Annotated in this window: 23 protein-coding genes and 1 pseudogene; 11 read left to right on the top strand and 13 right to left on the bottom strand. The window is 41.7% G+C overall.

From position 1 onward, the window contains the following. From D3222_RS13850 to D3222_RS13805, 10 genes and pseudogenes are all read left to right on the top strand, one after another. A partial coding sequence (locus tag D3222_RS13850; RefSeq protein ID WP_198672813.1) for a hypothetical protein occupies window positions 1-345 on the top strand: 345 nt, incomplete at its 5' end. Window positions 346-401: 56 nt separating this feature from the next. Next, window positions 402-671 carry a hypothetical protein gene (locus tag D3222_RS13845; protein WP_118986682.1) on the top strand — a complete coding sequence of 90 codons (270 nt, stop codon included), beginning with the start codon at window positions 402-404 and terminating at the stop codon, window positions 669-671. Window positions 672-673: 2 nt separating this feature from the next. Then, window positions 674-913 carry a hypothetical protein gene (locus tag D3222_RS13840; protein WP_118986681.1) on the top strand — a complete coding sequence of 80 codons (240 nt, stop codon included), beginning with the start codon at window positions 674-676 and terminating at the stop codon, window positions 911-913. A 235-nt stretch (window positions 914-1,148) separates the two neighbouring features. Beyond that, a pseudogene (locus D3222_RS26755) lies at window positions 1,149-1,637 on the top strand (hypothetical protein); the annotation flags it as partial. Continuing rightward, window positions 1,624-1,893: a hypothetical protein gene (locus tag D3222_RS13830; protein ID WP_118986680.1), complete on the top strand. Its 270-nt coding sequence runs from the start codon at window positions 1,624-1,626 to the stop codon at window positions 1,891-1,893. The pseudogene D3222_RS26755 and the gene D3222_RS13830, both read left to right, overlap by 14 nt. A gap of 273 nt (window positions 1,894-2,166) precedes the next feature. Beyond that, window positions 2,167-2,517, top strand: a complete 351-nt coding sequence (cdiI, locus tag D3222_RS13825) for a ribonuclease toxin immunity protein CdiI (RefSeq protein ID WP_157975330.1) — start codon at window positions 2,167-2,169, stop codon at window positions 2,515-2,517. Continuing rightward, window positions 2,501-3,001, top strand: a complete 501-nt coding sequence (locus D3222_RS26030) for a hypothetical protein (RefSeq protein WP_118986679.1) — start codon at window positions 2,501-2,503, stop codon at window positions 2,999-3,001. The genes cdiI and D3222_RS26030 overlap by 17 nt, the downstream gene beginning before the upstream one ends. Continuing rightward, window positions 2,994-3,374 (top strand): hypothetical protein, encoded by a 381-nt coding sequence (locus tag D3222_RS13815; protein WP_118986678.1) that lies wholly within the window; start codon window positions 2,994-2,996, stop codon window positions 3,372-3,374. The genes D3222_RS26030 and D3222_RS13815 overlap by 8 nt, the downstream gene beginning before the upstream one ends. Before the next feature lie 161 nt (window positions 3,375-3,535). Beyond that, window positions 3,536-3,757, top strand: coding sequence for a hypothetical protein (locus D3222_RS13810; protein WP_118986677.1), 222 nt, complete (start codon window positions 3,536-3,538; stop codon window positions 3,755-3,757). Then, window positions 3,754-4,233: a hypothetical protein gene (locus tag D3222_RS13805; protein WP_118986676.1), complete on the top strand. Its 480-nt coding sequence runs from the start codon at window positions 3,754-3,756 to the stop codon at window positions 4,231-4,233. Before D3222_RS13810 ends, D3222_RS13805 begins: the two co-directional genes overlap by 4 nt. Window positions 4,234-4,391: 158 nt before the next feature. Here the strand turns inward: D3222_RS13805 and carB are convergent, their stop codons facing one another. The 8 genes from carB to ribF all read right to left on the bottom strand — a co-directional run bounded on the left by carB (window position 4,392) and on the right by ribF (window position 15,840). Further along, window positions 4,392-7,616, bottom strand: coding sequence for a carbamoyl-phosphate synthase large subunit (gene carB, locus D3222_RS13800; protein WP_118986675.1), 3,225 nt, complete (start codon window positions 7,614-7,616; stop codon window positions 4,392-4,394). A gap of 15 nt (window positions 7,617-7,631) precedes the next feature. Next, the gene (carA, locus tag D3222_RS13795; protein WP_118986674.1) at window positions 7,632-8,795 is read right to left on the bottom strand and encodes a glutamine-hydrolyzing carbamoyl-phosphate synthase small subunit; all 1,164 of its coding nucleotides are present in this window, start codon (window positions 8,793-8,795) and stop codon (window positions 7,632-7,634) included. A gap of 434 nt (window positions 8,796-9,229) precedes the next feature. Then, window positions 9,230-10,051 (bottom strand): 4-hydroxy-tetrahydrodipicolinate reductase, encoded by an 822-nt coding sequence (gene dapB, locus D3222_RS13790; RefSeq protein WP_118986673.1) that lies wholly within the window; start codon window positions 10,049-10,051, stop codon window positions 9,230-9,232. Window positions 10,052-10,144: 93 nt separating this feature from the next. Beyond that, the gene (ispH, locus tag D3222_RS13785) at window positions 10,145-11,098 is read right to left on the bottom strand and encodes a 4-hydroxy-3-methylbut-2-enyl diphosphate reductase (RefSeq protein ID WP_118986672.1); all 954 of its coding nucleotides are present in this window, start codon (window positions 11,096-11,098) and stop codon (window positions 10,145-10,147) included. Continuing rightward, complete coding sequence (gene fkpB, locus D3222_RS13780) at window positions 11,079-11,549, bottom strand: FKBP-type peptidyl-prolyl cis-trans isomerase (RefSeq protein ID WP_118986671.1); 471 nt, start codon at window positions 11,547-11,549, stop codon at window positions 11,079-11,081. The genes ispH and fkpB overlap by 20 nt, the downstream gene beginning before the upstream one ends. 5 nt (window positions 11,550-11,554) lie before the next feature. Then, a complete protein-coding gene (gene lspA, locus D3222_RS13775; RefSeq protein WP_118986670.1) occupies window positions 11,555-12,058 on the bottom strand; it encodes a signal peptidase II in 504 nt (167 codons plus the stop codon). Further along, entirely contained in the window at window positions 12,058-14,871 is a 2,814-nt protein-coding gene (gene ileS / locus D3222_RS13770) for an isoleucine--tRNA ligase (RefSeq protein WP_118986669.1), read from the bottom strand. The genes lspA and ileS overlap by 1 nt, the downstream gene beginning before the upstream one ends. Window positions 14,872-14,895: 24 nt before the next feature. Further along, window positions 14,896-15,840, bottom strand: a complete 945-nt coding sequence (ribF, locus tag D3222_RS13765; RefSeq protein ID WP_118986668.1) for a bifunctional riboflavin kinase/FAD synthetase — start codon at window positions 15,838-15,840, stop codon at window positions 14,896-14,898. Between the two features lie 350 nt (window positions 15,841-16,190). On the opposite strand from ribF, the gene rpsT reads away from it, so the two are divergent. Next, window positions 16,191-16,454 (top strand): 30S ribosomal protein S20, encoded by a 264-nt coding sequence (gene rpsT / locus D3222_RS13760; protein WP_118986667.1) that lies wholly within the window; start codon window positions 16,191-16,193, stop codon window positions 16,452-16,454. A 71-nt stretch (window positions 16,455-16,525) separates the two neighbouring features. Here the strand turns inward: rpsT and nhaR are convergent, their stop codons facing one another. From nhaR to D3222_RS13740, 5 genes are all read right to left on the bottom strand, one after another. Beyond that, entirely contained in the window at window positions 16,526-17,440 is a 915-nt protein-coding gene (gene nhaR / locus D3222_RS13755; RefSeq protein ID WP_118986666.1) for a transcriptional activator NhaR, read from the bottom strand. Between the two features lie 222 nt (window positions 17,441-17,662). Next, a complete protein-coding gene (nhaA, locus tag D3222_RS13750; RefSeq protein WP_118986665.1) occupies window positions 17,663-18,829 on the bottom strand; it encodes a Na+/H+ antiporter NhaA in 1,167 nt (388 codons plus the stop codon). Window positions 18,830-18,997: 168 nt separating this feature from the next. Then, a complete protein-coding gene (locus tag D3222_RS13745; protein ID WP_118986664.1) occupies window positions 18,998-19,261 on the bottom strand; it encodes a helix-turn-helix domain-containing protein in 264 nt (87 codons plus the stop codon). A 38-nt stretch (window positions 19,262-19,299) separates the two neighbouring features. After that, the gene (locus tag D3222_RS25075) at window positions 19,300-19,476 is read right to left on the bottom strand and encodes a hypothetical protein (RefSeq protein WP_157975329.1); all 177 of its coding nucleotides are present in this window, start codon (window positions 19,474-19,476) and stop codon (window positions 19,300-19,302) included. A gap of 474 nt (window positions 19,477-19,950) precedes the next feature. Continuing rightward, window positions 19,951-21,798 (bottom strand): beta-glucoside-specific PTS transporter subunit IIABC, encoded by a 1,848-nt coding sequence (locus D3222_RS13740; protein WP_118986663.1) that lies wholly within the window; start codon window positions 21,796-21,798, stop codon window positions 19,951-19,953. Window positions 21,799-21,824: the final 26 nt, after the last annotated feature.

Genomic DNA, 21,824 nt, shown 5'->3' with positions numbered 1-21,824 from the left:
ATGTGGATACAGAAAGATGCTCAGGGAAATAAAGGTCAATTAGTCGAGAATAGATCTGCGACGATAAAAACCGTGAAGGGGGATTTGGTTGTCAGGACCCAAAAACTTAATAATGCGCGTGATGTTTTTATTGTTAAGAACAAGGAGTTAATACCCGATTCAACAGATAAAAACAGGATTGTTCATGAAACGGAAACCTGTGATTTTGGAAACCCGGTTATTCATGAAGCCGAATTAATAACGCCACTGCCTAAGAAATGGTTTGGGCGTGTTGATTTTGGTCGAGATAATATTACAGATGGGGGAATTCATGTAAATCTGAAACTGGAAAAGGGACGATTGTAGTAAATCAAGGAAATAAATTTACTATTGAGGACTTAGTAAGTTCTGCCAACAAGCCAATGAATCCACAAGGTCTATCTGAAGCCGCTAGGGCATGGGAAAAACATGCAGGTCGACAAGATGGAACATTTGAACCACTAAGAGGAAACGTAGCTCAAAAAAATGCAGCAGCAAATAAATTTGTTAATGAAGTATTAGGAAATCCAAATACTATCAAAACAGAGTTATCCCGTGGTGGTATTGAATATCGACTTCTTGATGGAAGAGGTGTTCGCTATAATGCAGATGGATCTTTCTCTGGTGTTCTAGATCCGAAAAGGAATAAATAGTTATGCGTACAGATTTTAATGTTGATTTTTTCAGTGATAATAAATATGAAGAATTAACAGTTGAGATATCATATAAAAATCAAATACTTTGCCAAATTAATAAGGATAAAGGGATTGAACATATTGAAGTAGAGTTTTTTCCTGATTTAAGAATATTATCTGAACAAGTTGAATTGAAGTTTCCATTAGATGAATTTATTGAACTTCTGATTGAAACTAAAAAGGATCTTATTTATTCGTAAAATTTGTATATTTTTAATTTTGGTTTTAGTTCCCCCGATCATCTGAACTGCACCCCAAAAGTTGGATACTCAACTTATAAAGGTGCAGTTCACACGGCTAGGGTTTATTTATCTGTTGGTTACTACTTACCTATCAGCAGAAATTATTTAAAAAACTAGCAGCAATAACGCTAGATAAAACATTCAGAGGCCCGATGACAATCTAGGCGGGTGGCAAAATCATTGGGAGCGTTATTTAGGGCTGTTATATAACTCGCTGCCCGCCTGGGAAAAAGGTGCACTGATAGCCAAAGAGGCGGTAGAATCTGCCGGTATTGGTGGTGCTATTGGCGGTAAAGCTTCGGTTGCTTCGATTGTTGGGAAGAATCGTAATGTTGGCAACACAATAGATTCAGGCAAAACTAAAGAAACTCAAATATGGACGGAAACGAAGAAAAAAGAACCTGTAGCAAATGCTTATGGTCACTGGGATAAACATAAAAGTGAATTCCCTGAATATCAGAATTCAAAACAATATGTTGAAGCCACCCATAATTTTATTAAAAATCCTCCGAAAGGAACTTTAATTAAAACCCGAGCTAATGGAGATACTTTATATTACAATTCAGAGACAAATATTTTCGCAGTAAAAAATGCGGATGGTGTTCCTAAAACAATGTTTAAACCAAATCCAGTAGATCATGGATATAAAACAAATTTGGATTACTTCAATGCACAAAAATAATAGATTATATGTATGCCGTGTATGTGGTGCAGAACAATTAGATCCTCCATGGGGTGAAGATGGCAATTCACCAACGTTTGATATTTGTGATTGCTGTGGGGTGGAATTTGGCTATGAAGATGCTACTTTAACAGCATTAAAAAATTACAGATCTAAGTGGTTGGATAAAGGCGCAAAGTGGAATTTCGAAAAATCCAAGCCAGAAAATTGGTCACTAGAGGAGCAGATATCAAATATACCTAAAGAATATTTATAAAATTTAAGAGTCTACAAATGGATTTGCGTGATCTCTTGTTAATGAAATGATTATCCTCCCGTGTTAGCAGTACGCTAACACGGGGAATTTATAACCCATCATATCAGCCAGTTGGTTGATTAAACACACGTTCAAGCAAGCCCTGAGCGTTTTCAGTGCCGGGAATTGACATACCCATAAGTTATCTGTTCCAAAAAAATTGCGAAATTTTCGACCTATCGTATAACAGACAGAGAATATAAGTACAGTTACTAACTTTTTCCCGGTGACATAATGAGTAATAAACGTCTTTTTGAAAAAATAGATTATAACAGTGATTCAGAGTGGGTTATGAAGGAGTTTTTTAATTCTATATATTCCCAAGGTGAATTTTTATGGGCTTTACCGCTTGTTCTAAAAAAGGACGGGTGTGGAGTTAATGAAACCTATTGTATTTTTCCAAACTTAGATGATCCCGATCCTGAATACCATTTTGAAGGAATAATGTTCGGTGTATGGGAAGGTGAAGTTATTGTTTCTGAATCCATCGGCTTTGAATATATAAAACTAGCCTGTGAGAAATATCTTCAATTACATCCAGAAGATACAGAGCAAGTAAAATCCTTACTTGCTCAACTCCCTTAAACCAGAAAGATCCCAGTACCAAAAGCTGGGATCTTTTCTTAATACGCTTGAACAACTGCCAACTTGGGAAAAAGGTGCACTGATAGCCAAAGAGGCGGTAGAATCTGCCGGTATTGGTGGCGCTATCGGCGGTAAAGCTTCCGTTGCTTCGATTGTTGGGAAGAATAAACAGCCTTATCAGCCGAATCAGGGTGCTGTTGGTAATATGGGGGAATTCTTTAATCAACAAGGACTTGGGAATCAGATTAAAAACGGTACACTTAAAACCAGCAAGCGATATCAAGGACAGAGTATTTATCAAGCTAAAACCAAAATGGGTGACAATATTAGTAAAGGTGACCAAATATATTTAGACGGATCACACAAGAATCATTTAGAAGTATTTGATAGTAAAGATAAGTTCAAGTTCGCTCTTAACTTGGATGGGACTATAAACGATGATAAAACTCGTGCAGGAAAGGGAAGGAGGCTGAAAGTTGACTAGAATCAGTTCATTGAACGAATTAAAAGAAGCATTAGTTAGACTGGCTCGAACCTGTAATATTCCCAAACGTGAATTATACGATGAAGGAAATACAGATTACACACTCAATCTGGATGAAGAACTAAATCTCAGTATCAATCGATTATTGGATGACTTTTCTTTATTACAAAAAGCACTTGATCAGGAAGATATGATCGCTGTTCAAGCTGCTTTAAATCGAGCACGAGCTAACTCAATGGATCTAAGCAATTTTTTCGGGAATATATGTGAGGATATAGAAATGATCGGCTGGACAGATCGATATAATTGGCCGAAAATTCCTGAAAATTATAAGATCCCAGACCACTATAATTACCCTGAAAATAAGAAATAAATAACCACCCCAGCTAAAAAGCTGGGGTTCAACTTATTAACAACGTACTGATTTTTAGTCGGTATTTTGCTCCTATAAAAATTTGCTAGCATGTTAAATCAATCCCAAGTGGAGGTACTAAAGATTTTGGTGGTAATCCATCAAATCCTGCGAATAGAAAGTTGGTTCTGGATAAAATAGACGAAATAGGTAATAACCCAGATAAAACAATTCCTGGTGTTTTTGCTGGACAAGGAACTAATGGAACAAGAGGGGATGTATTATTTAAAATAAAGGGAAATGATGTTGTTGTCACTAAACCAGATGGCACATTCGTTACCATTATGAAGAATGGCATTAATAATACATCTGTGAAGAATGCACTAAAAGGAGAACCACATTGAGTTTAGTTACTAAAGAAATCAGTGAGTGGGGAGTTGAAATTACAGGGAAACGGCTTAAGTCAGTGTATGGATTGATTTATATATACGACATAGCAGATGTTGAACATCCCCAAGAGTTATCTATCGAATTTTGTGAAACTGATAACTCGCCAAAGAAGTTACTTTGTAGCCCTAATGGAACATCAATCGTTTTGTGTAAAAGTGAACTGAGGGAAAATGACTTAGGAGAATATGGCAAGGAAATAGTGATGGATCTATCTAATTTTAAAATATTTGATGGATTGATAGGGAAACCACTTTCTTACGTTAATGCTATTTATTCTGAAATTGAGCAAGATATTATCGGTTTTATGTTTGTGTTTTATGATTATGGTCAATTTAGCGTAATGAATTTAGGTGATGAAATATATATGTTTAATCATATACCTGATTCTTTGCTAAAAGATGAAGGAATTTCCTTAATTAAAGTAAATTGAGAAAAATTTGACTCAGAGATATTCCTGCTAGTACGACTGTCTCTTAATCAGGAGATCTGACTAAGAGACAGCCCTTGGAGGTGGTTTAAGGATGACAATAATAAGGGGCGCTTTCTCAAGCGCACCTTATTTATTATTTCAGTTAATCATAATACGGACTAGCTATTAATCATCGCATGCATTTCCTGTACAGAAATTACCTGCTCAGTTGGATCGGCACTCAGTGCCATTGTTGTAGCAAATCCACCATTTAATGTGGTGTCATAATGCACTTTATATTGCAGTGCACTACGGCGAATAAGTTTGGAATCCTCAATCGCCTGACGACCCGCAGTCGTGTTTACAATATAGCTATATTCACCATTTTTGGTTCTATCCTGAATATGCGGACGCCCTTCGTGAACTTTATTCACCAGACGAGGGTTAATCCCCGCTTCACCTAGCACAACCGCAGTACCGTGAGTCGCATCCAGTTCAAAGCCCTGTTTCAGCAATTTAGCGGCCAAATCCACAACCCGGCCTTTATCACCTTCACGCACTGATAAAAGTGCTCTACCATTTTGCGGCATTTTGGCGCTACACCCCAATAGTGCCTTTGAGAAAGCTTCGGCAAATGTACGCCCAACCCCCATCACTTCTCCGGTTGACCGCATTTCAGGCCCAAGAATCGGATCCACACCAGGGAATTTGTTGAAAGGCAATACAACTTCTTTCACCGAATAGTATGGTGGAATGATCTCCTGAGTTGCATCTTGCTCAACCAGAGATTGACCAACCATCACACGAGCCGCAACCTTCGCCAGTGGTAAACCGGTCGCTTTAGAAACAAATGGCACAGTACGAGCCGCACGCGGGTTGACTTCAATCAGATAAACTTCGTCATTCTTGACGGCAAACTGGACATTCATCAAGCCATGTACCCCCAATTCAAACGCCAGTTTTTCTACCTGCTGGCGCATGACATCCTGGATTTCTTGACTTAGGGTGTAAGCAGGCAGCGAACAAGCTGAGTCGCCGGAATGCACACCTGCCTGCTCAATATGTTCCATAATACCGCCGATCAATACACGTTCACCGTCACAGATAGCGTCAACGTCTACTTCCACTGCATCATCAAGGAAACAATCAAGCAATACTGGGGCGTCATTAGAGACATTGACCGCCGTCTGGAAGTAACGACGCAGGTCAACTTCGTCATAGACGATTTCCATCGCACGGCCACCCAAAACATAGGATGGACGAACCACCAATGGATAACCCAGAATGTTTGCTTTCTCAACTGCCCGTTCTATCGTGGTCACCGTGGCATTTTCGGGTTGTTTCAAGCCAAGGCGATTTACTGCCTGTTTGAAACGTTCACGGTCTTCCGCACGATCAATCGCATCCGGGCTGGTACCAATAATTGGAACACCGGCGATTTCCAGTTCACGAGCCAATTTCAGCGGAGTTTGCCCACCATACTGAACAATCACACCTTTTGGCTGCTCAACACGCACAATCTCAAGAACATCTTCCAAAGTCACCGGTTCGAAATAGAGACGGTCCGATGTATCGTAATCTGTTGAAACAGTTTCCGGGTTACAGTTCACCATGATGGTTTCATACCCATCTTCACGCAGTGCCAAGGCTGCATGAACACAACAATAGTCGAATTCAATCCCCTGCCCAATACGATTCGGACCACCACCCAATATCATGATTTTTGGCTTGTCACTATGCGGATTAGCCTCACACTCATCTTCATAAGTGGAATACATGTATGCAGTATCAGTCGCAAATTCTGCCGCACAGGTATCAACGCGCTTGTAAACCGGATACAGATTATATTTGTGGCGCAGTTTGCGGATCTCTTTTTCGGCCACCCCGACCAGTTTCGCCAGACGTGCATCAGCAAAACCTTTACGCTTCAGATGACGCAGGAAGTCAGCCGTCAAGCTGTTAATGCCCTGTTCTGCCACCTGCTCCTCCAATCGCACTAGTTCTTCAATTTGCACTAAGAACCAGCGATCAATATCGGTCAGGTTAAAAATACCATCAACAGACATACCTGCACGGAAAGCATCAGCGATATACCAGATACGCTCAGCACCTGCATCTTTTAATTCGCGACGAATTTTAGTCAATGCTTCTGGATCATCTAAACTGACTTTCGGGTCAAAACCAGTTGCCCCCACTTCCAAACCACGCAAGGCTTTTTGCAGAGATTCTTGCTGAGTGCGACCAATTGCCATCACTTCACCAACAGATTTCATCTGGGTTGTCAGACGATCATTGGCCCCAGCAAATTTCTCGAAATTAAAGCGAGGAACTTTAGTGACTACGTAGTCGATAGAAGGCTCAAAGGAAGCTGGCGTGCGACCACCAGTGATATCATTCATCAACTCATCAAGGGTATAACCCACAGCCAATTTAGCGGCAATTTTAGCGATCGGGAAACCTGTCGCTTTCGAAGCCAACGCAGAAGAGCGAGAAACGCGAGGATTCATTTCGATGATAACTAAACGGCCATTTTTTGGGTTCACTGCAAACTGTACGTTAGATCCCCCAGTTTCTACACCGATTTCACGCAATACCGCCATCGAAGCGTTACGCATGATTTGATACTCTTTATCCGTCAGCGTTTGCGCCGGGGCGACCGTGATGGAATCACCGGTATGAATCCCCATCGCATCAAGGTTTTCAATAGAGCAGACGATAATGCAGTTATCGTTTTTATCCCGCACAACTTCCATTTCATACTCTTTCCAACCAATCAGAGATTCATCAATCAAGAGTTCATTGGTTGGTGAGAGATCCAAGCCACGCTCACAAATTTCCTCAAATTCTTCGCGGTTATAGGCAATACCCCCACCGCTTCCTCCCATAGTAAAGGAAGGACGGATAATACAAGGAAAACCGACTTGTTCAGCGATTACCAGTGCTTCTTCCATTGAATGGGCGATACCAGAACGCGGAGTTTCCAAGCCAATCTTTTTCATTGCTATATCGAAACGGCGGCGATCTTCCGCTTTGTCAATCGCATCTGCGGTAGCGCCAATCATGGTAACGCCAAACTCTTTCAGCACACCCTGACGCTCCAGTTCTAGCACACAGTTGAGTGCGGTTTGTCCGCCCATTGTTGGCAGAATCGCATCGGGACGCTCTTTTTCAATGATTTTACGTACCACTTCCCAGTGGATCGGCTCAATATAAGTGGCATCGGCCATTTCTGGATCAGTCATAATGGTAGCAGGGTTCGAGTTCACCAGAACGACACGATAACCTTCTTCCCGTAACGCTTTACACGCTTGTGCTCCTGAGTAGTCGAATTCACAAGCCTGACCAATAACAATTGGGCCGGCACCCAGGATCAGGATACTTTTAATATCAGTACGTTTTGCCATTTTATTTTCTCCTGATTACTTGGTGTTATGACGATTATTTTTCTGACAATACTGCTCAATGAGTTCAATAAAGTGATCAAATAACGATGCAGTTTCATGTGGACCAGGGCTAGCTTCTGGATGCCCCTGGAAGCTGAATGCAGGTTTATCGGTACGATGAATCCCTTGCAACGTGCCGTCAAACAGAGATTTATGAGTAACGCGCAAATTTGACGGCAGTGATTTTTCATCCACAGCAAAGCCGTGGTTTTGTGCGGTAATCATTACAACATTACATTCAAGATCTTTCACCGGATGGTTACCACCATGATGGCCGAATTTCATTTTCATAGTTTCAGCGCCACTGGCTAACGCCAACAATTGGTGTCCAAGGCAGATACCAAAGATCGGAATCTCTGTCTCAAGCAGGGTTTTGACTGCATCGATTGCATAACCACAAGGCACCGGATCGCCCGGCCCATTGGACAAGAAAATACCATCCGGGTTCAGTTTCAGTACATCTTCAGCCGATGTCTGGGCAGGAACAACTGTCAGGCGGCAGCCACGATCCACCAGCATTCGCAAGATATTACGTTTTGCACCAAAGTCATAAGCAACAACATGATAAGGCAGATCCTGTTCTTGCTTATCTTCCGGTAATCCCCCTGCCAGCTGCCAGCTCCCCTGTAACCACGGATAAATCTGTTTAGTTGTCACCTCTTTTGCTAAATCCATCCCCTCCAGCCCCGGAAACGCTTGCGCTTTTTCCAGTGCAACCTGAGCGTCAATCTGTTTACCTGCTATAATACAACCATTCTGTGAACCCTTTTCTCTTAACAAACGCGTCAGTTTACGGGTATCGATATCTGCTATCGCAACAATATTATGACGTTTAAGGTAATCGGAAAGCGTTTCTTCGCAGCGGAAGTTACTGGCCAACAGTGGTAGATCACGAATCACTAGCCCTTGGGCTTGTACTTTTAGTGATTCTTTATCGACTGAGTTAACACCGACATTACCAATATGGGGATAAGTAAGAGTGACAATTTGGCGGGAATAGGAAGGGTCTGTGAGAATTTCTTGATATCCGGTCATCGAGGTATTGAACACCACTTCCCCAACTGCCGCCCCTTCCGCACCTATGGCACGACCGTGGAATTGGGTTCCATCTTCCAGAACCAATATAGCTGACTTAATCAAAACACCCTCCAAAGAATAATTACTCGCAATTAGTGCATATTAATTCAGATTTATTCCTCAAAATCAATGCCAAAGCTGCTTTTTAGGCAAAATTTTGGCAAATTGCGCGCATTCTAATGATGAGAGGGAGAGTTGTCTACAAAAAATGTCACTTTTCTTATTTTTTTGCACACTTCGCCAGACAAACCAATGAAATAAGACTGAAAATAGCAATAAAGTTAATTTATAAAACGGTAATGAGCATAGAAGATTTGATTTTCATATGAAAAGTTGAAAATAATCATAAAAAGGAGAAGAAAGCAGAAAATTAAGGTTATAAACAAGATAAAAATAGAAAAAACAAACCAAAAAATAATAAAATTAAACAAAGAAATTAAAAATCGCATAATAAAACATTTAATTATGCGATATCAATAAATTACAAAAATAGCTTTTTAAAGTAAATCGAGATTTAGCACATCTTTCATATCAAAAAGGCCACTATTTTTACCACTTAGCCATAGAGCAGCCTTTACAGCGCCATTTGCAAACGTCATCCGACTGGAAGCCTTATGAGTTATCTCTACTCTCTCCCCAATATCTGCAAACATAGCGGTATGCTCACCCACGATATCCCCGGCACGGATAGTCGCAAAACCAATACTTTTCGGATCACGTTCACCGGTATAACCTTCACGGGCATAGACAGCACGCGCTTTAAGATCCCGCCCCAAAGCATGAGCAATAGACTCTCCCATTGCTAAAGCTGTTCCTGATGGTGCATCCACTTTATGGCGGTGATGCGCTTCGATAATTTCGATATCGCTATACTCACCCATCACTTTCGCTGCTTTTTCCAATAATTTAAGCACCAGATTTACACCAACACTGAAATTCGCGGCAAATACAATCGGAATATCAGCAGAAGCCTCTTTAATTGCCTGCTTACCCGCCTCATCAAAGCCTGTTGTACCGATCACCATCGCTTTACCGTTCCGGTGACAAATTTCAAGATGAGTCAACGTTCCTTCCGGGCGGGTAAAATCGATAAGGATATCAAAATTATCAACGATACTTTTCAGGTCATCACAAACAGTCACACCTGTATGACCAATACCCGCCAACTCTCCGGCATCCGCGCCAATCAGAGAAGAACCGGAACGTTCCAAAGCTGCGCCAAGAACCACACCATCTAATTGATAAGTGGCCTGAATCAACTGACGTCCCATACGCCCACCAGCGCCAACAATAGCAACACGAATATCTGTATCAGCCATAAGCCCTCACTATATTTAACACGATGATCAGTCAGATGAATATTTTTAAATAAAGAGAAAATACGCTACTTTATTCTTATTTATTATGATTATTTAGCTAATTTCTTTGACTTCAACACGTAACTCTTTCGGTACCTCAAACACAATATTTTCTTCCCTACCATGTAATTCCTTGACGGACTCAGCCCCAAGATTTTTCAGGCGTTCAATAACTTGCTGAACTAAAATATCCGGTGCCGAAGCGCCAGCGGTTACACCAATCAGAGAGGTACCGGTAATCCACTCCTCTTTAATATCCTCAGCAGAATCTATCAGATAAGCAGGCTTACCAACCCGCTGAGCTAACTCAGCGAGACGATTAGAGTTAGATGAATTCTTCGAACCCACAACCAAGACAACATCGGCATCAGACGCCAAATCTCGCACCGCTTCCTGACGATTAGTCGTCGCATAACAAATATCATCTTTACGGGGACCAACGATGTTTGGGAATCGTGCATTAAGTGCATCAATCACTGCTGAAGTATCATCAACGGATAACGTGGTTTGAGTCATAAAACACAAGTTGTCTTCATCTTTGACTTTCAAGTTCCATACATCTTCCGGAGATTCAACCAGATACATTCCACCTTCCGCATTGTTGTACTGACCCATTGTCCCTTCAACTTCGGGATGTCCAGCGTGACCAATCAGAATAGCTTCTTTGCCCTTGCGGCTGGCTCTTGCGACCTCCATGTGGACTTTCGTCACTAACGGGCAAGTCGCATCGAACAACATGGTCAAATTGCGAGAACGCGCTTCAGCACGAATAGCCTGTGAAACACCATGTGCCGAAAAAATCAGAATCGCATCATCCGGTACATCTGAAATTTCTTCAATAAAGATAGCACCCCGCTTGCGCAGGTTATCTACAACATAACGGTTATGCACAACTTCATGACGAACGTAGATCGGCGCACCATATAATTCCAGTGCACGTTCCACAATACTGATAGCACGGTCAACACCGGCACAAAAACCGCGGGGGTTAGCCAGCAATATCTGCATGGTTTTCCTCCAATTGGGGATCAATTTCCAACACTTCAATTTCAAACGTAACGTTCTGATCAGCTAACGGGTGATTGAAATCAACCGTCACGGATTCTTCTGCTACGGCTTTGACTATGCCCGGCATTTCACTGCCATTCATTGCCGTAAATAACATTATAGTGCCAATTTCAGGAATACCCGTTTCGGCAAAATCACGCGGAGTAAAATATTGGATTAGATCAGGATTCGGTTTACCAAATATAGCCTCACCAGCCAAAGTAAAGGTATGTTGATCTCCCTCTTTTAGCCCAGTAAGCTGCTGTTCCAAAGGTGAAGAAAGGGTTCCATCACCTAAACGAAATAATGCAGGTTTGCCCTGAGTGTGAGTGGAGTCGGCAATAGAGCCATCTTGCAGTTTTAAAGTGAAGTGCAGTAAAACCGCACTATCCACCTGCACCTGGTTTGACATCTTACTTATCCCACTTTGATGGTCTTTTCATCCGGGCTTAGAAAGCTATCAATGATAACCAATCCAGCCCCGATACATATCGCCATATCGGCGATATTAAAAGTTGGAAAGTGCCAATCACCGACATAAAAATCAATAAAATCGATGACAAAACCATGAACCAACCGGTCAAACAGATTACCCAATGCTCCACCAATAATCAGGGCATAAGCGATATTACTCAGTTTCTTCTTTGCACTGGAACGATACATCATCACCGTCAACACAACTGAAATAGCAACAGCAATGAATGCAAAGAACCAACGCTGCCAACCATCTTTCTCTGCCAGGAAACTGAAAGCCGCCCCAAAATTCTGGGCATAAGTCAGATTAAAATAAGGTATCAATGGAACGGATTCATACAGATGAAAGTGTTGCAACACTAACTGCTTACTACCCAGATCCAAAATCAATACCACAACAACTAACCAAAGCCAGCGAAGGCCGGTGGAGCAAATGGGTTTATTCATCAGGCAAACTTACGCTCTTCGCCGTTACCGGCAACATTAGTTACACAGCGGCCACAAAGTTCTGCATGTTCCGCCACCAATCCCACATCTTTAGCGTAATGCCAGCAACGAGGACATTTTTCGCCATCCGCTTTGCGGAAAGCAATTTTCAAACTACCGATTTCGCTTTGTTGCGCATCTTCACCAGCCTGCTCATAATCTGCTACAACAACCTGAGATGTTAGCAGAACAAAACGCACTTCATCTCCAAGGCTATTCAGTTTGTCCGCCAATTCATTATCGGCGTACAGCGTCACCGCGGCTTCCAGTGAACTACGGATATGTTTGTCCGCACGTGCCTGCTCCAGAACTTTGTTAACCTCACCTCGCACAGCCAACAAATCAGCCCAGAAAGCATCATTCATTGGTTCGCCTGCGGCCAGACCAAACAAGCCGTCGTACCACTCTTCGGTAAACACATATTGAGCACGTTTGCCAGGCAACTCATTCCAAACTTCATCAGCAGTAAAGGAGAGGATAGGCGCCATCCAGCGAACTAGTGCTTCCGCAATATGATACAGCGCAGTCTGGCAACTACGGCGAGCCAGACTATCGCCCTTCGCGGTATACTGACGGTCTTTAATGATATCAAGATAGAACGACCCCATTTCCACGGAACAGAACTGCATTAAACGCTGAACAACAGAGTGAAAATCATACTCATCGTAACATTTTATAATGTCTGCCTGAGCAGCCTGAGCACGGCCTACAGCCCAGCGATCCAACACAGCCATCTCTTCCGGTTTAACCCTATGTTGTTCAGAATCAAAACCATTCAGGTTTGCCAGCAGGAAACGCGCTGTGTTACGGATACGGCGATATGCATCGGCAGAACGTTTCAGGATCTCATCCGATACCGCAATTTCACCGGTGTAATCGGTAGATGCAACCCATAGACGCAGAATATCCGCCCCTAATTTATTCATCACATCCTGTGGACTGATAGTGTTACCGATAGACTTAGACATCTTACGACCCTGACCATCCACCGTGAAACCGTGTGTCAGTACCTGACGGTAAGGCGCTTTGCCTTTCATTGCGGTGGAGATCATCAGGGAAGACATAAACCAGCCACGATGCTGATCTGAACCTTCCAGATAGATATCCGCAGAATTACCCTGAAATTCAGGGCGGGCATCAACAACTGATGAATGCGTTGATCCAGAATCAAACCAGACATCCAGCGTATCAAAGATTTTGACGTAGTTAGCCGCGTCATCGCCCAGCAGTTCGGCTGGTTCCAGATCCCACCACGCCTGAATACCATCAACCTCAACACGTTTAGCAACTTCTTCCATCAGCTCGACAGTGCGTGGATGAAGTTCTTCCGTCTCTTTATGGACAAAAAGAGACATCGGCGTGCCCCAAGTACGTTGGCGTGAAATACACCAGTCAGGACGGTTTTCAACCATTGCCTCAATCCGGGCCTGACCCCAACCCGGGATCCACTGAACCCCTTTGATCTCTTGCAACGATTGTTTGCGCAGACCATTTTGATCCATGCTGACAAACCATTGTGGCGTGGCACGGAAAATGATCGGTGTCTTATGGCGCCAGCAGCAAGGGTAGCTATGCTGTAATTTTTCCAAGTGTAACAACGCATGGTTTTCACGCAGGATATCAGTAATGATGTCGTTCGCCTTAAAGACAAACATGCCATCCAGAGAAGGATAAGTACCCGACAGATAGCAGCCATTCGGGCCAACCGGGTTTGCAACTTCTAAACCATATTTCTGACCGAGAACGAAGTCGTCCGGGCCGTGACCTGGAGCCGTATGCACAGCGCCGGTACCCGCATCCAAAGTCACGTGATCACCCAGTACAACTGGTGAATCAAAGCCCATAAATGGATGTTTAAAGCGCAATAGTTCCAACGCCGCACCCGCACAACTCCCTAATACTGCCCACGAAGTTATACCTGTGCGCTTCATCACACTTTCTACCAAATCAGCAGCCAGGATCAGGCATTCACCCTCAATCTGTACTAATTGATAGTTAAATTCAGCATGCAAAGCGATCGCCCGGTTAGCCGGCAATGTCCACGGCGTGGTTGTCCAGATCACCAAAGAAACGGGTTGATCTGATGCCTGCACGCCAAATTTCTCACAAATGGCTGCTACATCAACCGCATTAAAACGCACGTCAATCGATGGCGAAGTTTTGTCATAATACTCAACTTCCGCTTCGGCCAGTGATGAACGACAATCGGTACACCAGTGAACAGGCTTGGCGCCTTTCAACAAATGACCATTAGCGATAATACGGCTTAATGCGCGAATAATGTCAGCTTCGGTCTTAAAGTCCATCGTCAAATATGGACGTTCCCAGTCACCGAATATACCCAGACGGATAAAGTCTTTCTTCTGACCTTCGATCTGCTCTTTGGCATATTTGCGGCACTCGGCACGAAATTCAGCGGCGGAAAATTTTTCCCCCGGCTTACCAATAATCTGCTCAACCTTAAGCTCAATGGGTAAACCGTGGCAATCCCAACCAGGGACATATGGTGAATCATATCCCGCCATCCCTTTGGATTTAATAATAATATCTTTGAGAATCTTATTGACTGAGTGACCAATATGAATGCTGCCGTTCGCATAAGGAGGGCCGTCATGCAGAATAAATGTTTTTTTACCGGCTTTTGCTTTACGAATTACCTGATACAACTCATCTTTGTACCAACGTTTTAGCATGTCTGGTTCGCGCTTTGCTAAGTCTCCGCGCATTGGAAACCCTGTTTCTGGTAAGTTCAGGGTATTTTTATAGTCACTCATTCGATTCTCAATTCCAATTTTCCGCTAGATACATGACACAGGTAGCTGCTTAAAAAATTCCTTCGCAGCAACCAAATCATTCGCAATTTGCTGCTTGAGTGCATCAAGGGAAGCAAACCGCTGTTCATTACGCAATTTTTTACGTAACACCACATCAATATAACGCCCATAGAGATCCATTTGGGTATCAATTAGATGTACTTCAAGTTGTTGACCCTGACCAGAGACTGTTGGACGTGTACCAATATTGGCAACACCCGGTAAAGGCTGGCCTCCCAAACCATAGACTTCAACAACATAAACGCCTTGTACCGGAGCCACTAATCGTTTTAACGGCAAATTTGCTGTTGGAAAACCAATAGTGTTCCCTAGTCGCTTACCATGAACGACCCGGCCACAAATGCTGTATGGATGTCCCAATAATGTTTCGGCTAACACCAAATCATCATCTTGCAGTGCTTGACGGATAGCTGTGCTGCTAATCCGCAAACCATCATCACAAAAACTTTCACTGTTGGTTACATCAAAGCCGTATGTCTCACCGGCTCGCTGCAAAAAGGCAAAATCACCACTGCGAGATTGACCAAAACGAAAATCATCTCCCACAGCGAGGAACTTAACACCCAATTTTTCCACCAGCAACCGTGAAACAAAAGCTTCTGGCGTATTTGCCGCAAAATTTCTGTCAAACTTCACGCATAATAAATAATCCACTCCACATTGGGCGAGATATTTGGCTTTATCCCTCAATCTCGTCAGACGCGCGGGAGCACCACCCTTAGCAAAAAACTCCAAGGGTTGTGGCTCAAAAATCATGACCATTACTGGTAATCCCAGACGCTGCCCTTCGTGTTTTAAGTGTTTCAGTAGTGCCTGATGACCTCTGTGGACACCATCAAAATTACCAATCGTCAACACGCAACCGCGCTGACATGTCCGGATATTACGTATACCGCGAATTAGCTCCATAGCTGGCTCAATACCCTGGAAATTGCCAAATTATACCTTGTACAAAGCTCAAGGTTAACCCACCATCATAAGATGATTTAAATCAATAGCCCTGATTCATACAACAAAAACGAGCAGGAATCCCGAAAAATATTCATTTTATTTCTATCTGGACTATTCAATAAGATTTTTATTGTGAAAGACTGTATTCCCACTAAGTAAGCTGATAAAATCCTGCGCCATCACAACGAAGCAAGTTGCCGCGGTACAACGGCGCTTATTTGCACAAATCCATTGACAAAAGAAGGTTGAACAGGCATATTCCTCGGCCTTTGAATTGTCCTCGATAGAATATATTTGGGAGTTGGACCTTGGCTAATATCAAATCAGCTAAGAAACGCGCCATTCAGTCTGAAAAACGTCGTCAGCATAACGCTAGCCGTCGTTCCATGGTGCGTACCTTTATCAAGAAGGTATATGCTGCTATCGCTACTGGCGATAAAGAAACTGCACAGAAAGCATTTAATGACATGCAACCTATTGTCGATCGTCACGCCTGTAAGGGTCTGATCCACAAAAACAAAGCCGCACGTCATAAATCTAATCTGACAGCGCAAATCAACGCAATGCAATAATTTGCGTTTGGATTACGGAAAAACCGGCCTACGCCGGTTTTTTTGTATTTGCAGTTATTATCAATTATTTTTTAAGTACGCTTCTTAGATGGCACATTAAACAACGCGGAAAAATCTTTATTACATACCCTTTGAACAGCCGGGTGTTGAATCATTCGCTCAGCAAAAATCACATAATACTCTTCCTGCACGGCATCCAACCGACCAATTTCGGCAATATCATTATCTGCAAAAATATCATTAGCATACAAAGATGGCGCCACGAAAATCGCATTATGATACATACCAAACGCTTTCATTAACGCGGCATCATCAAACTCACCGAGCACTTCAATCTGAAGATTTTTATTACGTATCCAAGTCAATAATTTACGCCCTAACATAGAGCGACGCCCTGGGACCAATAAGCGACGTTCCTCCAAACATTCCGGGAAAGGTTTTTCCGGGATAGGTTGTCGGCAGAAGAAACTCACATTACATTCACCCAGTTTTACTGAGAACAGCCCTTCCTGTTGAGAAGAATCCACCGGGCAATCAGACAATATCATATCGAGTTTGTGCTGGCTGAGTTGTTCCAGCAACAGTTCATGGGTTGATTCAAAACAACGTAGATGAATCTGCTCATGTTCCACAACCGCCGTTTCCAAGACCTGGCTAACCAGACGTTTGGACAGTGCATCAGCAACACCAACATCAAATAAAAGATTAGATTCACGGCTGTAGTTAACGATATCCAACATCTCCTGGCTCAGCATAAACATCTTATCCGCATAGCGGAAGATAAGCTGCCCTAGCTCTGATGGCACTAATCCCCTGCCCTGACGTTTGAACAGTTTCCCTCCCAGACGCTCTTCCAGCGCTTTTATCTGTCCCGTGATCGTCTGAGGTGTTAGATAAAGCGCTTCTGCCGCCCCAACCACAGATCCTTCCTTGCAAACATGCCAGAAATAATAGAGATGATTAAAATTCAGATGTGACACCCGCATACGTTTTTCCTTATGTATCGCTTTCGTCTGGTAGACAATGCAGCCATACATTACTAATCCACCGTCTCCCGGTGATTTTCTGTTTTTTCACTACATAAAGTATCCGCGATACAATTTTAGTTGTTGTACCGCAAATACAAAAATGATGAGTCAGTCCAGAAATTTTCTCTAAAATGTAGAACTTCATTTGGCTAAATTAATGAATTTATCACCACTCTGCCATCACTTTTTCTTTGGTAAGACCATTCGTAACAAGCCATAACCCATAAACGCAGCGATGGTTGAACCCATCAGAATGCCAAGACGGGAGTAGGTACTGAAAGATTCATCGACTCCTTCAAAAGCCAATCCTGAAATAAAGATAGACATAGTAAAACCGATTCCACAGAGAACAGAAACCGCAAATATCTGTTTAAGATTAATCTGCTGTGGCAATTTAGCAAATCCGATCTTAATAGAAATATAGCTAAAAAGAAAAATTCCCAATGGCTTACCAAGAAACAGCGCCGCAGCAATGCCTAACGGTAATATATCGGTCAAACCATTTAACGTAACGCCATTCAGGGCTACACCTGCATTGGCAAAGGAAAATAATGGCAAAATAAGATACGCCACCCAAGGATGCAAACTGTGCTCAAGTGATTCAGATAGTGAATGACCATTCTGACCACGCAGAGGAATCAGAAAACCAACAATGACGCCAGCCAGCGTTGCATGAACACCCGACTTCAAGATGCAACCCCAAAGGATAGCGCCAACAACCAGATAAGCCGATGTTTTTTCGACACCACGCCAATTCATCCAAACCAGCAAAGCCATCATTGCTGCTGACAGTCCAAGCGCCACAAGAGAAACAGTTTTGGTATAAAACAGAGCGATAATCACGATAACGCCCAGATCATCAATAATCGCTAGCGCCAACAAGAAAACCTTAAGTTCTGTTGGTACTCGCTTAGACAATAGCGCCATCACACCCAGGGCAAAAGCAATATCGGTTGCCGCGGGAATAGCCCATCCCTGACGAGTAAACTCATCATTGCCATTAAATAGTAGATATATCAGTGCCGGAGCGACCATACCACCTATCGCCGCTATCACCGGAAATACTGCTTTATCGCGCCCTGCCAAAGAACCTTCCAGCAATTCCCGCTTGACTTCCAGACCAACAATCAAAAAGAAGACAGCCATTAAGCCGTCATTGATCCACAACAATAAGGGCTTATTGATCTCCAGTGCAGAGAATTGCACTACCACCGAAATATTAAGAAATTGCTGATAAATACCCTGTAATGGCGAGTTTGCCATTATCAGCGCAATAATGGCGGTAATGATAAGAAGGAGCCCTCCAGCCGCTTCTAATTTCAGGAATTGACGAATAATTGCTGTCACGATGATTAACCTCTGAAACTGATCGGCCTTAAATGGTACTCTAGCTATGGTTTCGAAAAAAATCGATTTTATAACCAGAATAATTCGCTATAACCGATCTATTGATGATCTACATCTCAATAAAATAGATTATCAATCAGAGTAAATCGTTAAATAGGGAGACCCTATTTATCTTACATTAGCACCAATTTCCCGCATCTTAACCAAAATGCGGTTTAAATCATCTTCTGATAGTGTTAACTGTGTTGCTATATAGAATAGAATGTGCGGAGAAATAACACGTGGCATCTTCCCACCCGTGTATTTTCTCCATTGGTTGTTACCGGAAACTCCCGCTAAATCGGCCATTTGTTCTCCTGTGAAACCTAATTCTTCCTTAAGCTTAACGAGATCTTCAGTAGTAGGAGGAGAATAATTGTCAATCAGTCGCATAGGTATTCCAGAACAAAGCCCCTCTCGGTGCTAATTAATTAAATAAATTTGAGCAATAGAGTTGTGATGGTAGCTACCGCGCCAATAAGGCCGGAGGCGACGACAATCGGATACCACATGGACTCACGATTTATCTTTGTTGTTTCCGCTATTAATTTTGCTATTTCAGCATGGATTTTTTCGAGTTCAGCAGTAGTCATTTTATTAGTGCTCATCGTTCTTCCTTGTTTTAGGGATGCCAGGCTGCGGCCATTCCGCTACCTTATATATTACATAATAAAAACTAGCCCCTTTAGGGTTAATTGTCAATATTAATTGTTTGATTTTTCATCGCAAAGTATTTGTATTCGATATGAATTCATATTATGAAAAATATATTTTTTTCATAATTTATATAACTAGATAATCTCTAAAAATTCCACAGATAAAATAAAAAAACACAATAATAACAAGAAAGCAGAATGGATAATCAGTGGATATTAAAACGGGTTATACCCTTCATCTTTCAAGCTGCTGCTTTGTTGGCTGCTTTCACTCACCCCAGTCACATAGTTATCTATGCTCCTGAGGATTCATTCACTTGCCGCCTCGCTGCAACTCGAAATCTATTAGGTATATATTGCAATATTTAAATACAAAAACAAATATTAAGAATATTATCAAGATACATCAATTACTTGAAAAGAAAATTAACATCGACTAATAACCAATAAATCATCTTTACATTCAATAACACTTTTTCTTTTAGTCGGCATTATTGAGTGATATTCCTCGCTATTGGTGACAATAATTGGCGATATAATCTGAATTTTATTCTTTTGAAGAAATTCCAGATCAAAATTAACTAATACCTCGCCAGCAACCACTCTCTGCCCTTCTATAATTTTCAAATTAAATCCTGCTCCTTGTAAACCGACCGTTTCAATACCAATATGAATTAATAATTCCACTCCCTGATCGGAAATCAAACCAATAGCATGTCCAGTCGGCGTAATCATTGAAACCTTGCCATTAAAAGGCGCCTTAACCACACCTTCGGTAGGAATAATAGCAATACCATCACCAATAATTTTTTCAGAAAAAGTATCATCAGGTACACTTGAGAGAGGTTTTATTGTACCAGTCATCGGAGAACGTAATGTGATTTTCTTCTTTTTTGAAAAGCGTGGCTTTATTAATACTATAGAATCAACATTAGATTCTAACTTCATAAATAAAGTGGATATAAACGCCACTAAGAAACTACTAACAATGCCAAGCAAAATAAAAATAAAGTTATTACTACCTCTTTGCATATAAAAAGGTAATGACACTAATCCTGGTACACTAAAAGCAAATATTTTCACAGAGAAAATACCCACAATAGCCCCACCAACTGCGCCCCCGATTAATGCGGCATAAAAAGGTTTCCTTAATTTAAGTGTAACACCATACATTGCGGGTTCAGTTACGCCTAAAAAAGCAGAGAATGAAGCTGAATAAGCTAATGATTTCATTTGTCTATCTTTAGTTTTAATTGCAACTGCTAATGTCGCACCAGCTTGTGCAATATTACTAGCAAAACTGATGGGTAATAACATAAAATCGTATCCGAGAGATTTAAAATTAGCAAAAACACTCGGCAAAAAAGCATAATGCACCCCAGTAATAACTAAAATAGGTATTAATCCGCCTAACAATAATCCCGCAAATGGCCCAGCCACGGAAAATAATATTAAAAGCCACTTTTCAAGATACAAACCCATTGTATTTCCCAACGGGGCAGCAATAATCAATAGAATAGGTGCAGAAATTAATAAGACCAATAATGGTGTAAATATTATCTTTAATATCGTCGGAATAAACCTATCGACCCATCGATGAATATAACTGAGCAGCCAAACACCTAAAATAATTGGAATGGCAGTATAACTATAATGAATAGCGGGAACAGTAATACCAAATACACTAAAATATCCACTACCAGAACTGCTCACAAGGTCGGACAATGTTGGATAAATTAAAATACACGCTAACGTGGCTGCAATAAATTCATTTGTTTTAAATTTTCTTGCCGCTGAAAAAGCCAAAAGAACAGGCAAAAAATAGAGAGGTGTATCAGAAAGAATATATAATAGTTTATACTCATTACTCTGCTCTGAAACCCAATCCATCATATATAAAAAAATCAATCCACCTTTAAGTAAACCCGCCCCTACAATTGCTGGCAATATCGGAACAAATATGCCTGAAATGATATCAAGAATATGACTAATGAAACCCTTTTTTGAACCATCAGGATTTCCTTTATTTTCTTTTAATTGCTTAATTATTTCACTAAATATTTCAACAACTCTATTACCAATAATTATCTGTAATTGCCCGCAGTGAAAACGTGCCCCCATAACTCCCTGCATTTTTTTTATCGCTGCAATATCTACTTTACTATCATCTATAATATTAAAACGCAATCGGGTAACACAATGCCAACTTTTATTTATATTTCCTCCTCCGCCAAGAAACATAATGATCTCTTCTGCAAAATCTTCATCATTCATCTTATCCCCCACCTCTAATCTATTAC

This window comes from Photorhabdus sp. CRCIA-P01 (assembly GCF_003545805.1).
GTDB classification, from domain to species: Bacteria; Pseudomonadota; Gammaproteobacteria; order Enterobacterales; family Enterobacteriaceae; genus Photorhabdus; species Photorhabdus antumapuensis.
This window is presented reverse-complemented; position numbering and strand designations above follow the sequence as displayed.

Bases quoted from the DNA above. Each gene is read 5' to 3' on its own strand.
- fkpB (WP_118986671.1), bottom strand. From the start codon at position 11,549: ATGTCAAACCAGGTGCAGGTGGATAGTGCGGTTTTACTGCACTTCACT.
- D3222_RS13840 (WP_118986681.1), top strand. From the start codon at position 674: ATGCGTACAGATTTTAATGTTGATTTTTTCAGTGATAATAAATATGAA.
- D3222_RS13845 (WP_118986682.1), top strand. From the start codon at position 402: ATGAATCCACAAGGTCTATCTGAAGCCGCTAGGGCATGGGAAAAACAT.
- ribF (WP_118986668.1), bottom strand. From the start codon at position 15,840: ATGGAGCTAATTCGCGGTATACGTAATATCCGGACATGTCAGCGCGGT.
- D3222_RS25075 (WP_157975329.1), bottom strand. From the start codon at position 19,476: ATGAGCACTAATAAAATGACTACTGCTGAACTCGAAAAAATCCATGCT.
- cdiI (WP_157975330.1), top strand. From the start codon at position 2,167: ATGAGTAATAAACGTCTTTTTGAAAAAATAGATTATAACAGTGATTCA.
- carB (WP_118986675.1), bottom strand. From the start codon at position 7,616: ATGGCAAAACGTACTGATATTAAAAGTATCCTGATCCTGGGTGCCGGC.
- D3222_RS13745 (WP_118986664.1), bottom strand. From the start codon at position 19,261: ATGCGACTGATTGACAATTATTCTCCTCCTACTACTGAAGATCTCGTT.
- lspA (WP_118986670.1), bottom strand. From the start codon at position 12,058: ATGAATAAACCCATTTGCTCCACCGGCCTTCGCTGGCTTTGGTTAGTT.
- nhaR (WP_118986666.1), bottom strand. From the start codon at position 17,440: ATGCGGGTGTCACATCTGAATTTTAATCATCTCTATTATTTCTGGCAT.
- ispH (WP_118986672.1), bottom strand. From the start codon at position 11,098: ATGCAGATATTGCTGGCTAACCCCCGCGGTTTTTGTGCCGGTGTTGAC.
- dapB (WP_118986673.1), bottom strand. From the start codon at position 10,051: ATGGCTGATACAGATATTCGTGTTGCTATTGTTGGCGCTGGTGGGCGT.
- D3222_RS13830 (WP_118986680.1), top strand. From the start codon at position 1,624: ATGCACAAAAATAATAGATTATATGTATGCCGTGTATGTGGTGCAGAA.
- ileS (WP_118986669.1), bottom strand. From the start codon at position 14,871: ATGAGTGACTATAAAAATACCCTGAACTTACCAGAAACAGGGTTTCCA.
- D3222_RS13740 (WP_118986663.1), bottom strand. From the start codon at position 21,798: ATGAATGATGAAGATTTTGCAGAAGAGATCATTATGTTTCTTGGCGGA.